Genomic DNA, 11,378 nt, shown 5'->3' on the forward strand with positions numbered 1-11,378 from the left:
TTTCGTCTAATTCAACAATCGATATTTCATTTTCGCTCTTTAGATCCTCTAATTCACGACCAAACTTCTTTATCCATTTTTGGACCGAAACGTGGCTAACTCCTAAAAAACGTCCAATTGAACGAAATCCTAATCCTTCGAGATAGAGTTGTAAAGCCTGCCGTTTAACAGACATGGGGCTAGCAGTTGATTTAATCTCCACTGAATAGTTATACCCACAATCATGGCATTTGTAGCGTTGACGTCCATCGATTTTACCGTTCTTTTTATGATTGGAGCTCTTGCACCTGGGACAGTTCATGCATAAATATAGGTCCTAGTAACATAAAAACTCTACTTAAATACCAATGCCCTTTTCGAGATGCCGTATTCATCCTGTATCAATGATGAGATACTTTCGATCGCATACTCGATCCCTCTGCTATACACTACCTTACTATCGACATGCCGGAAGCTGTATTTAGATATCGCTTCTTCAAGCTTGTCCAGACCCTCTCCTTTTATTGAGGTCGTGCAGATGACCAGAACCCCAAGTTCCTGCTCAAGCCGGGAAGCATTGATCTCAATGCCTCGCTCGGTTGCTTCATCCATCATGTTCAATACAAGTATAAGGGGAACTTCCGCTTCGATAAGCTGAAGCGTAAGGGGAAGCATACGCTGGATGTTCTTCGCATCCACCACATGCACATAAACAAAAGGATCGTTGTCGAACAGATAGCTCTGTGATACGCGTTCCTCCTCAGTTATAGGTAGTAATGAGTACATCCCCGGCGTATCGATTATCTCGTATTCCTTCCCGTCGATCCGCCCTTTTCCCTTACTTATGGACACAGTTGTTCCCGGATAATTGGAAACTATAGCATAACTGTCCGAAAAGTGATTGAAGATGACACTCTTACCCACATTCGGATTCCCCACAAGGATTATCCGTTCAAGGTCGCTCTGGGTCTCATCTTCCTGACCGCAGCAGCGTTTCTTTTTTAGTATAGACAACATTTGTTCACGAGCCTCCAAAATTTAGGCTATCCTAATATAGTGGTGACTAGTTAACCATGGCATATAAATTTTGGCGTGCCTAACATATTGAGCATGGTTTAAATTATAAGAAATAGAAATGGGACCAATAAAGTCCAAGATCAAAAAAGGATAGGTTCTGAAGTCTTAGCGTTCAGGAAGTCTCAAGATCGATCCTTGCACCCTTTTTTGAGATCTTTGCCAAAGGAAGAAGAGATGTTGTTTTTCTTTCTGCAGTTTGGGATCTCGCCTTTTTCACAAAATTCCTTAAAATTGAGGAAGAATTTTGGCATTTCTTCTCTGCAGTTAACAAAATCGCTGAACTTTGTCAGCCTTTCAAGGGTCTCAGGAGTTATGACATGCTCCATCTTGCAGGCATCATCGTCTGCGGTATCTTCATCCACACCAAGGAGGACGAGGAACTCATGCAACACACTGAACTTTTCCTTCGTGCTTCTCGCAAGCTTTCTTCCCTCAGCGGTGAGAGTAACACCGCCATACTTCTCGTAATTGATGAATCCTTCCCTTGTCAGCTTTTTGAACATTCCCGTGACACTGGACGGACTTACATCAAGGAATCGTGCGATATCTTTTACCTGAGAATAGCCCTTTTTCTCAATAATGGTATCAATAGCCTTAAGGTAGTCTTCAGTTCTCTCCGTAGTCAAGTATATCCAACCTTTTTAGGTATAACAAATATAATGAAGATACAATGTTTGTTATTTAAATAGATTATGTAAGAAAAAATAGAGGATGAACTTGAAGATCAGTCCAATTTACGCATGAATATGGACCCATCCCTCATTTTTACCTTGACGTATTGTTCTTTTTCTTCACCGACCTCATATTTGTTATACAGCATGGACTCCACTCGCCCTGCGCCGGTCAACTTTCGAACGATAGAGATGTCCTGACCACCCACCCGCACTTTTTCAGCAGGAGGAGCAGGTGTCACTTTCTTTTTTGAATATATCGTGCCACCGAGCATACCGGCACCTACATACCCCTTAGCATCATTGAAAATGAGAGTTCCAGCTTTCATATAAGCACCGGAGAATTCCCCCACCGTACCTTCTATCACAACAGAGCCACCATTCAGATGAGCACCGGTGTTAAGACCAGCATTCCCCTGCACATTGACAATACCCCTTTCCATAAGAAGCCCTGTTCCGTTGTAAACATCACCTTTTACGATAATTTCTGCATCACAATCACATCTTGAGGCCAGAGTTCCCCGCAGGATACCATCATCGAGGATAAGTTTACCATTTACCACATCGAACTCGTTCTCACAAAGCTCTTCAACACCATTGACACACAGAAGTTCAGTGATGGAAATGAACTTTCGGTATCCTTCAACATCGGACACGACCTCGATGATGTTGCCAAAGGGCTGTTCAATATCGCCTGTAATGTAAAGCGAGCCTGCGGACATCCCCATCCCTGCTTCCGGCCCCACATTCCCTTCAACGAAGATGTTACCGGCAGCTTCGGTCTTGCCGCTACCTCCGAAATGGGCAAGGTCAACTCCCAGAGAGTAGGCAAAACGACCACCTACACTCCCTTTGATGTGAACGTCATTTCCTTTCTTAAGCTCGTCCACAAGTTGCTGATAGGTATATTTCGTACCATTCTGGTCCGGTATGGTCGCAGATGGCTCCATCTCTTTCCCATACCAGTAGAAATTGAACGTATAATCACATACGTTGTCAGGTACAGATGTCAGTTCAAGTTCCATTTACCGCTCTCACCCATGGATAAGTTGAGGCAGACAGCGTGTGCAGACCCAGAGGCTTTCCATATTGTGCCTCATGGGCAGGAGGTATCTTTCGTTTTCCCCGGCACCGCAACTGAAACAGGAGATGGATATATCCGTGCTCTTGGGTTGAGCCTCTGCCTTTTCAAGATTGAACTCCACAGTCTGCCTTTCCTCTATTGTGATAGCACCTTCAGGGCAGACACCTATGCAGAATCCCATACCATCACAAAGATCTTCAGAAACTACCTTTGCCTTTCCGTCAATTATCTGTATAGCCCCTTCGGCACAAGGTGAAACACATTGTCCGCAGCCAGTACATTTATCCTCATCTATCTTAACGATCATTCTTTTAACCATTCTCTATATCTCCTTTAGTGATGTGTTCCTTCAACAATTTCGATACCTGCATCAGTGATGGTATTCTTGATCGAATCAATGTGCGGGCATTCCGGATAGTTCTTCATGATCATGCATGAGCTCAGGTGTATGACGTCGATATCGTGTTTTTTCAGGGAACGCACCAGTCGGAAGACCCTTCTTCCTGAACAGCCCCCGCATGTGAAGAATGCGATCATCTCAGTATCATCATCGTACTCTGCAAACTTTACTTTCCTGGCATTGAACGCCTTTAAACACCCAACTCCAGGACATGCCTCGGAAACAATATCGCATCGAAGTACTGCTATTTTTTTGGGTATTTCTTCAGTAATGATATCACCTCATTTTCAAGTGTGCTCTTCACTCCTTTTTGAAACCCGAAGCTTCTTCCACACTTCCCCTTATGATGTAACCTGCTTCATGCAATATCGTATCTTTCAGTTGGGTGTCCTTATCCATGCTGGCAGTACAAGGGTATGCATGATGTGCCCCCGACACGATCTCTTTGTAATCTTCAATATCCGTCCACCTTAATTTTTTTGCAACATACCAGGTAGAGCCACAGGGTGCATCCCTGAGCACCTGCACATGGGAAAATATCCTCCGGTCAGGATCGATCCCGATCCTCAGCAGGGGCCTTCCAAATCCCATATCAACAAATTCATCGATAAGGGTCTTGCCTGTTTTTGTCAGTGAACAGAAGGGCTTGGGGAACTCACAGTCAATTCCAGCGGATTCCAGCTTTTCCTTAACCTGCTGCACAAGTCCTGCAGGTGCAAGTTTTGGCACTTCCACAGGTGCTATAACTGCCTTTGCTTTAGCATTGGCTGCTATTTCAGGAAGTACTGAAAAGATATCGGGATGCAGGTCCATGGCTATGAGGATGTCACATTCACCCACATTTTTCGGGATGTGATCGAAAGGATCATCTATGAACTCAGGAAGATCGTCAGGGAACTCATAGATATCAACAATGCTATCAGCATGCGATCTTTTAAGTTCACGGCAGTGGTCACACAGATCCCCACACGAGGTACAGAAAGTGCTTGAGTTGACGATATTGCCTATGACCTTTTTACCGAACTCACCATTATAATAGAAACTTATCCTCATTGTTAACTCCCTTAAGCCATCAGGAATTGGGTTGCTCTAAAAACGAGATGAACCAAACAAAGAAGAAAAAAGGGCTATTTGAAGCCCTCAATTTATGAAAGATCCTAACAGCTTAAAGCCCGACTTCCTTCTTGAAGGTGTCAAGTCCGATCTCTTCGATGATCTTTCCAATACGCTGTTTCTTTGCATGTGACTTATAGAATGAAATGATAGTGTCAACAAGTGAAAGAACCTCGTCCTCATCAAGTTCTTCAGCGATAGTATCTGCAAGGCGTGGTTTAAGACCTGCACTACCTCCGACCATTACAGTGAATCCCTTAGGAGTACCCATTATTCCAATATCTTTTATGGCACTTTCTGCACATGAGTTCATACAACCGGAAACACCCATCTTGAGCTTTGATGGAAGCTCCATTCCATGGTATTTCTCATCCAGTTTGAGTCCAAGCCCTACAGCGTCCTGTTGTCCCCTCTTACAGAATGTGGTTCCCGGACAGATCTTCACACTTCTTACACAAAGCCCTATTGCTGCCCCTGGTTTAATCCCAAGGTCATCCCAGGCATTGTCCAGATCATCTTCCTTGAGTCCAACGATGGCAAGTCTCTGTGCTGATGTGACCTTAATTGCAGCAGCTCCGTATTTTTCAGAGACATCTGCGATCTTTCTGAGAAGATCAGGGGTTGCAATACCGCCAGGAATATGTGGTGCGATAGCGAATGTTTCCTTGTCTCTCTGAACAATAGCTCCCTTTTCAAGTATATCTTTTGACATTTTTTAATCACTCCAATTGATATCTTTTTGTTATCAAGTATATTTGAGATACTTCTATATATAATGGCAGTTTCTTGATGGATACTATGAAGGACTGTACCATCTACAAAACGATCGATATCATTGGCAAGAGGTGGACTTTGTGCATACTTCTTGAGCTGTACAAAGGAAATAACAGTGAAAAACGATTCAACGAACTTAAGAAAAGAGTTGCAGGTATTACTCCGAAGACCCTTTCCACAAGGCTAAAGGAACTTGGAGAAGACGGTCTTGTTAAAAGGACTCTTGATGAGACCACTGACCCCATGGTATACACTTACTCCCTATCAGAAAGTGGAGCGGAGTTCATAGAGATCATCCAGTCTATCAAAAAATGGGGTCTTGAATGGAAATTCGAGAATAAAGCATGCGAGCTTTCAAAATGCAAGAACTGTAAATTGTGAACGGAACCACATCAAAGGGCTCCGCAACCACAGCCCCTGCTCAAAAGAACGGACATACGTGCTTTGATATCAGCAAGGTCCTCATCCGAAAGACCCTCATGGGCCTCTTTGATATGCACCAGCATTTTCTGTATAACACTGTCAGCTTCAGCTGCGCTGCCGATTGCAATGAAGTCACAATTAAACCCAAGGTCCCTGCATTTAATTATCTTCACTTTTTGTCCCCCATGGATAGTTGAATTAAAAATAGGCAGGGATTACATCCTGCCAATAATATCAAATACGGGTATCAAGGGCCTGATGGCATCCTCGCACTCAACGTTTTCCGCGCACAGCTTTCTAAGACCGTTACATTTATTGATCAATTTGCTGACATCATTTGTAGCGGCATCATTGATCTGATCTGCCATATCAAGAATGTCCTTGAAGTCACCGTCTCTTTCGGACAGGTTCGCCCTGAACGTATCTATTTCATCTTCCAATACCGGTTGAACAGCAGCTCTGAAAACCCTCAGGCAATTATCTGTAAAACCACATTCTACGTCCCTATTCATATCACATTCATCATCTGTTATTTCCATAGATGACATTTTTGCGAACAGGTGTGAAAGAATGGTCCTCTGTTCTGTCAGATACTTTATGAATGTGAACTTCAGCTTATGGCTGTTTGCCGTCTTTGGTTTTAGTTCAAGGGTTACATAAGGAAGAGCTGAGCGGTATGCATCGGTAAATTCATCCACTTTCTGAGGATAAAATCTCTGTAACAGGTCCAGAACTTCTTCAGACCATTTCTGATATTCCACAGAAAAGATTGCTTGTGACTCTTTAGCTTCGCCCACGAGTGGGAGTATCCTGTATTTTCCTTCCGCCTCATTCTCGTTCTTTTCAAATTCGAGGAATGGATACATTTTAGCAGGAAGATCTTCGATCTCATTGAGCACAATACTTGCTAACCTTACACGATTGAACGTCTTTCGATCCATGTTACACCTTATATTTAGCTACGTAGTAATATAAAAAAAGGAACAATACCAAGGTAAATTTTCTATAAAGGATATGAATATCCAATAACTTGAAAATATCCTTGTATTGCCCCACGTTATTCTTCAAAAAGAAAGAATGGATACTATAGTATCAATCTTCTTCTACTGTTAATTTGGTCATGACGTCACTCTGTTTGATAGCATTGACAACATCCATGCCTTCGATGACCTTTCCGAATACAGTGTGTACACCATCAAGATGTGGCTGAGGAGAGTGAGTGATGAAGAACTGACTTCCACCAGTGTTCTTTCCAGCATGTGCCATTGAAAGAGCGCCCTTTGTATGTCTCTTTGGATTTATCTCACATTTGATAGAGTAGCCTGGCCCACCGGTACCATTGCCTTTTGGACATCCTGCCTGGATCATGAAGTTAGAGATCACCCTGTGGAAAGTCAGACCGTTGTAAAAGCCCTGTTTAATAAGTTTCTCAAAGTTAGCAACCGTTTTGGGTGCATCCTTTTCAAAAAGTTCGAGTACTATAGTTCCTTTATTTGTCTCAATTATTGCTTTTTTCATTATTGGTCTCCTCCCGGAATTATGGCAATCGATAATTTAAGGGTTTCCGTATTACTTATTGAAAAAATAGAAATTGACCATGTTGCTCAATTTCATGGTCTGTCTGTAATTTTCAGGTCGTGCGTCTTGATTTTCATATGGATCGTAGAATTCGTGTCGATGACATTCATTTTGACAAACTGTGGTGTTGAATTTAGGGAAACGTTCATTGTTACATTAATTGTACCATTTCCTGTTTCATTCAATGTTACTATCTCGCGTTTCATCTTCTCAAAGAATGAGATCCAGATATCTTTTGTTTCAGGATACAAGTTTTTGGTAATTGACACAGTCCCCGTATCCCCCTCCACAATAGTCTCCGTGTCGGCAGTTATGTACATCTTTTCGATATCGTTTCCGAATTTCTGGAAATCCCCTTCAAGCACAACCCCCCAAATTCCCAATTCAAGACTTCCGTTCGTTCCTGACACGGAAATTGGCGGCTGGACCTTAAAAACCGCACCATCGTCCTGTTTGAGGATGACAGCACCACTCTCATAGATGTAGCTTTGATCCACCATAAAATTGTAGTCAGAATGTATCTTGAAAGTACCTCTACCAATACAGGAATCATCAAAAAAACATGCATCCCCTGTGTTCGAGTAGGTGAGATTTGTAACATGATCGTTTGTAACATATTCGAATCTCTGCGATGAGTCTATAACGTGATTGTAGTTCACGTAATCAAAGATGTATGTCTCACCGATGCTCATGTAATGCTGAACAAGATCATACAGAGGTGCAACCTCTCCGTTACTGTATGTAGTCCCATTTATTGTCACTGGATTATCACTCTTCAGTGCAAGGAATGTAGCATTTGTAAGTAGATCGATATGAACGAGGTCTTCATCAGAAACGTATACCTTCGGATCGTCTGAGGGACTATAAACCCTTACTGCATTGTTTTCCCATACCTCAGCAGGATTTCCACAACGCATATTAATTGCAAGGTCTTTCCCACTGGTTTCCCCTGCAAAGAAATGGATCCATCTATTATGGGTCGTTGTCCTGAGCTGGACATCAAAAGGATCATCCAGTCCTGGTGATTTGGTCGTTAAGGTTTCTTTTTGCAAGAACTCGAATTCAAATGCGGTAATAGGATCTGGTGTATCCGCCATATCCTTTACAAGTACCCCAAATTGATACGGATCATCCGCTTCCATAATATTCGTAACATTTGTAGAAATTATAAGATCCCCTTCGGTTTCGTTCAACTCCAGATAACCAATTGATCGGGAATTGGCAACCAGAGGTACATCTTCGGTTCCAAGATCGATTATCAGTGATCTTGGGAAAGAATCGGTCAATTCGCTCTGGAATTTTAGATTTCGGAAGTTTTCTGACATCTGTTTGCTATGCTCAGCTTCTGCATCGCCTTCATAGATAGGGACCCAGGTAGAAGTTACTACCGATAAAAAAGTGATCATTATTGCCAGCAAAAGTATAGCACCAACAACAACAGATACTGCATTCTCATCTTTTAAAAATAGCTTCATATTAACAACTCCTGTGATGGGAGATGAACTATTTTCAAGCCAGTATTGTTCGTGTCAAGAATGATCAGCGTCCCGATATTCCATTCCTCTGTTTCATTAACAGGTGAAGATGAATTGATAGAAACTTCCTGACCTTCTGCCATGAACTTCATGTCCTTTACCTTAATGGGTTCTCCCCCCATATGGTAAATATCGATGGTCGAACCGTTTAGACGGACCTCAATATCTGTATGCGGGACATCTGGTGGCGGGCTTAAGCTGAAAATAGCAGAAGCTATTATTGCGCTCATGATCATTGTTATTGCCACCATCATGATAGTTCCAACAACATCTGAAACACCACGTCGATCGTTACAAATAGAGTTCTTTGAATATTGCCTATCAACCTTTCCCGACTTCATTCTCCCGAACATAATACCCCTTCAGAAATTTCTAAACATGATACTGCAAAATAAATATATTTTATTCTATATATGCATGCCCATTTATAAAATGCTATGTCTGCTATACTTTTTTCGAAATGCATCAACAAGCAATTGTATAAGCTTGATTATGTAATCACACCCATAACAATGCATATATATCAAAAGTTTCAGTTTTGAAGAGAATAGAGATGTTGACATAATTTCATTATTTTGCGGTTTTATTTATAATAGTTTGATAATTGGAAAAAACTTAAGTCCAATGCCGTATTCAATATAGATGTTTACCAAAATCATTTTATATGTGTAAGGAGTGTTAAAATGGGTGTTACTAAAATGATTAATTCAATTCTTGAAATGATAAAGAATGTTCCAGAGGGACAGGAACTGTCAGGTTATATCTATTTGCTTGACGGTGCATCATCCTCTATCATTTGGTATGATAACATTACAGATTGCAGCCAAGTGGAAGAAGACGATGTTACTTGGTTGATCATCAAATATGAAAATCCTGACTATGGGTCATCGATCCTTGTAGTTCAGAAGGCGAATGTATCAAAACTTGACCTTTCGTACGTAACAAAGACACCATACTGATCTATTAGAGTGAGACAAAAGATAATTGAAAATATTTATTGCACCATTCTACACCAGAATGGTGAATAATATCTTATTTTTATGATTGATTAGACAGGACCTTACTAGCTGTTGCTGTGTCTACTAACTACCCCCTATTCTACTGAATTTTGCCCCGTCCTACTAGTAGGCACTCAATCCTACTGGCTATAACCACCCCACTAGCCGTCAACTCTCCTACTAGCTGATGCTATATTTAACTACTATCAGAGATAATGGGTTTTAATTCTAAAAACAATATAAAAAATCACAGGACAAAAAAGAATTCAAAAAAAGAAGTTAAAAGTAATGCCAATGGCATTACTTTGCGAGATTGTAGTTCTGGTTGACGATCTTCACAGCACAGAAGTCACCGCACATTGTGCATGCATCTTCATCTGCTGAAGATCTCTCGGTCCTTACCTTTCTTGCGAGTTCTGGGTCGAGTGCAAGACTGAACATCTTATTCCAGTCAAGGTCTCTGCGTGCCCTGCCCATTGCAAGGTCCTGGTCCCTCTTTCCGAGTTTGACCATGTCACCAACGTGTGCTGCGATCTTGGATGTCTGGACACCCTCAACAACATCATCGATGTTTGGAAGTGCAAGGTGCTCTGCAGGGGTTACGTAGCAGAGGAAGTCACAGCCGTGTGATGCTGATGTTGCTGCACCGATAGCAGTTACGATGTGGTCTCTTCCTGGAGAGATATCTGTTACAAGTGGACCGAGCATGTAGAATGGCTTGTGTCCGCTCATGGACTTCATGAGTTTAACGTTCATCTCAACTTCATCGAGTGGTACGTGACCTGGACCTTCTACAATTACCTGAAGATCGTATTTGTCGTGTGCTTTCTGTGCGCACTCAGAGTTGATGATAAGCTCCTGGATCTGTGCCCTGTCGGTAGCGTCGTGAATAGCACCTGCGCGCATTCCGTTACCTGTGGAGAGAACAACGTCGTGCTCTTTAAGGATCTCACAGAGGTAGTCGAAGTCAGCGTAAAGTGGGTTTTCCTTCTCGTTATGGAGCATCCATGTGGTCATGAAAGCACCGCCACGTGAACAGATACCACCATAGCGACCGTGTGCTTTGAGCCTGTCGAGAACGATGTTGTTGATACCGGTGTGGATAGCCATGAAGTTGGTACCGAGCTTTGCCTGCTGTTCAGTTGCGTTCCAGAGGTCATCTTCTGTCATGTGGATGATAGAACCATCTCTCTTTGCAGCGCCAATGAACGCCTGATAGAGTGGGACTGAACCAACGGAAAGTGATGTTGCGTCACATACCTTCTTTCTGATGCTAAGGAAATCTCCACCTGTTCCAAGCTCCATAAGGGTGTCAGCACCTGCTGCTTCTGCAGCCTTTGCTTTTGCAACTTCCATATCTTCATCAATGATATCTGAGGATGCACCAATGGATGCATTTACCTTTGTTGTCAGACCTTCGCCGATACCACAGAACTTAACGTCCCTGTATGGGGAGGTTGGGATTACGATCCTACCTGCAGCGATTCCACGCATAATGAACTCAGGCTCTAAGCCTTCGACCTTTGCGACTACTTTCATAGCTTCCGTAATTTTACCAGCTTTGGCTTCAGTTACAATTGACATAATTAAACCTCGTGATTAGTTATCCCAAAAAAGAAGGTATTTTATTTAAGTATTGTCACAAAATGAACTTGAGAGCCAATCAAGTAAAATTGAATTTCCAATAATAGATCTCAATTATACTAAGACATCTAAATCCAAAGATCCAAGTATCTAAAAAATAAA

General features: G+C 42.1%; 15 protein-coding genes and 1 pseudogene. 2 read left to right on the forward strand and 14 right to left on the reverse strand.

The features are described from left to right. From KDK67_RS05280 to KDK67_RS05315, 8 genes and pseudogenes are all read right to left on the reverse strand, one after another. Window positions 1-301, reverse strand: a pseudogene (locus KDK67_RS05280) (IS1-like element ISMbu3 family transposase); the annotation flags it as partial. Window positions 302-333: 32 nt separating this feature from the next. Then, a complete protein-coding gene (locus KDK67_RS05285; RefSeq protein WP_250867795.1) occupies window positions 334-996 on the reverse strand; it encodes a FeoB small GTPase domain-containing protein in 663 nt (220 codons plus the stop codon). A 182-nt stretch (window positions 997-1,178) separates the two neighbouring features. Beyond that, the gene (locus KDK67_RS05290; protein ID WP_250867796.1) at window positions 1,179-1,682 is read right to left on the reverse strand and encodes a metal-dependent transcriptional regulator; all 504 of its coding nucleotides are present in this window, start codon (window positions 1,680-1,682) and stop codon (window positions 1,179-1,181) included. 98 nt (window positions 1,683-1,780) lie between these two features. Then, window positions 1,781-2,752, reverse strand: coding sequence for a formylmethanofuran dehydrogenase (locus KDK67_RS05295; protein ID WP_250867797.1), 972 nt, complete (start codon window positions 2,750-2,752; stop codon window positions 1,781-1,783). 9 nt (window positions 2,753-2,761) lie between these two features. After that, entirely contained in the window at window positions 2,762-3,130 is a 369-nt protein-coding gene (locus KDK67_RS05300) for an ATP-binding protein (protein WP_250867798.1), read from the reverse strand. A 14-nt stretch (window positions 3,131-3,144) separates the two neighbouring features. After that, complete coding sequence (locus tag KDK67_RS05305) at window positions 3,145-3,486, reverse strand: CGGC domain-containing protein (protein WP_338101233.1); 342 nt, start codon at window positions 3,484-3,486, stop codon at window positions 3,145-3,147. Window positions 3,487-3,511: 25 nt separating this feature from the next. Further along, window positions 3,512-4,264 (reverse strand): DUF166 domain-containing protein, encoded by a 753-nt coding sequence (locus KDK67_RS05310; RefSeq protein WP_250867799.1) that lies wholly within the window; start codon window positions 4,262-4,264, stop codon window positions 3,512-3,514. Window positions 4,265-4,376: 112 nt separating this feature from the next. Continuing rightward, on the reverse strand, window positions 4,377-5,036 hold the full coding sequence (locus KDK67_RS05315; protein WP_250867800.1) for a nitrite/sulfite reductase domain-containing protein: 660 nt from the start codon (window positions 5,034-5,036) through the stop codon (window positions 4,377-4,379). 86 nt (window positions 5,037-5,122) lie between these two features. Between KDK67_RS05315 and KDK67_RS05320 the strand changes: the two genes are divergently transcribed. After that, window positions 5,123-5,479 (forward strand): winged helix-turn-helix transcriptional regulator, encoded by a 357-nt coding sequence (locus tag KDK67_RS05320; RefSeq protein WP_250867842.1) that lies wholly within the window; start codon window positions 5,123-5,125, stop codon window positions 5,477-5,479. An 11-nt stretch (window positions 5,480-5,490) separates the two neighbouring features. Here KDK67_RS05320 and KDK67_RS05325 read toward each other — a convergent pair whose 3' ends face one another. The 5 genes from KDK67_RS05325 to KDK67_RS05345 form a co-directional block, all read right to left on the reverse strand. Beyond that, window positions 5,491-5,694: a DUF1059 domain-containing protein gene (locus tag KDK67_RS05325; protein WP_250867801.1), complete on the reverse strand. Its 204-nt coding sequence runs from the start codon at window positions 5,692-5,694 to the stop codon at window positions 5,491-5,493. Between the two features lie 42 nt (window positions 5,695-5,736). After that, on the reverse strand, window positions 5,737-6,462 hold the full coding sequence (locus tag KDK67_RS05330; protein ID WP_250867802.1) for a hypothetical protein: 726 nt from the start codon (window positions 6,460-6,462) through the stop codon (window positions 5,737-5,739). Window positions 6,463-6,613: 151 nt separating this feature from the next. Beyond that, window positions 6,614-7,039 carry a peptidylprolyl isomerase gene (locus KDK67_RS05335; protein ID WP_250867803.1) on the reverse strand — a complete coding sequence of 142 codons (426 nt, stop codon included), beginning with the start codon at window positions 7,037-7,039 and terminating at the stop codon, window positions 6,614-6,616. A 92-nt stretch (window positions 7,040-7,131) separates the two neighbouring features. Then, complete coding sequence (locus KDK67_RS05340; RefSeq protein WP_250867804.1) at window positions 7,132-8,574, reverse strand: hypothetical protein; 1,443 nt, start codon at window positions 8,572-8,574, stop codon at window positions 7,132-7,134. Next, entirely contained in the window at window positions 8,571-8,975 is a 405-nt protein-coding gene (locus tag KDK67_RS05345; protein ID WP_250867805.1) for a type IV pilin domain-containing protein, read from the reverse strand. Before KDK67_RS05345 ends, KDK67_RS05340 begins: the two co-directional genes overlap by 4 nt. Window positions 8,976-9,332: 357 nt before the next feature. On the opposite strand from KDK67_RS05345, the gene KDK67_RS05350 reads away from it, so the two are divergent. Further along, complete coding sequence (locus tag KDK67_RS05350; RefSeq protein ID WP_250867806.1) at window positions 9,333-9,593, forward strand: hypothetical protein; 261 nt, start codon at window positions 9,333-9,335, stop codon at window positions 9,591-9,593. Window positions 9,594-9,932: 339 nt separating this feature from the next. Here the strand turns inward: KDK67_RS05350 and thiC are convergent, their stop codons facing one another. Then, window positions 9,933-11,216, reverse strand: coding sequence for a phosphomethylpyrimidine synthase ThiC (thiC, locus tag KDK67_RS05355; protein WP_250867807.1), 1,284 nt, complete (start codon window positions 11,214-11,216; stop codon window positions 9,933-9,935). Window positions 11,217-11,378 lie beyond the last annotated feature (162 nt).

Source organism: Methanococcoides seepicolus (assembly GCF_023684405.1).
Classification (GTDB): Archaea; Halobacteriota; Methanosarcinia; order Methanosarcinales; family Methanosarcinaceae; genus Methanococcoides; species Methanococcoides seepicolus.

Coding starts and splice junctions, on each gene's coding strand:
- KDK67_RS05285 (WP_250867795.1), bottom strand. CDS start 996: ATGTTGTCTATACTAAAAAAGAAACGCTGCTGCGGTCAGGAAGATGAG.
- KDK67_RS05295 (WP_250867797.1), bottom strand. CDS start 2,752: ATGGAACTTGAACTGACATCTGTACCTGACAACGTATGTGATTATACG.
- KDK67_RS05300 (WP_250867798.1), bottom strand. CDS start 3,130: ATGGTTAAAAGAATGATCGTTAAGATAGATGAGGATAAATGTACTGGC.
- KDK67_RS05310 (WP_250867799.1), bottom strand. CDS start 4,264: ATGAGGATAAGTTTCTATTATAATGGTGAGTTCGGTAAAAAGGTCATA.
- KDK67_RS05315 (WP_250867800.1), bottom strand. CDS start 5,036: ATGTCAAAAGATATACTTGAAAAGGGAGCTATTGTTCAGAGAGACAAG.
- KDK67_RS05320 (WP_250867842.1), top strand. CDS start 5,123: ATGAAGGACTGTACCATCTACAAAACGATCGATATCATTGGCAAGAGG.
- KDK67_RS05330 (WP_250867802.1), bottom strand. CDS start 6,462: ATGGATCGAAAGACGTTCAATCGTGTAAGGTTAGCAAGTATTGTGCTC.
- KDK67_RS05335 (WP_250867803.1), bottom strand. CDS start 7,039: ATGAAAAAAGCAATAATTGAGACAAATAAAGGAACTATAGTACTCGAA.
- KDK67_RS05340 (WP_250867804.1), bottom strand. CDS start 8,574: ATGAAGCTATTTTTAAAAGATGAGAATGCAGTATCTGTTGTTGTTGGT.
- KDK67_RS05345 (WP_250867805.1), bottom strand. CDS start 8,975: ATGAAGTCGGGAAAGGTTGATAGGCAATATTCAAAGAACTCTATTTGT.
- KDK67_RS05350 (WP_250867806.1), top strand. CDS start 9,333: ATGATTAATTCAATTCTTGAAATGATAAAGAATGTTCCAGAGGGACAG.
- thiC (WP_250867807.1), bottom strand. CDS start 11,216: ATGTCAATTGTAACTGAAGCCAAAGCTGGTAAAATTACGGAAGCTATG.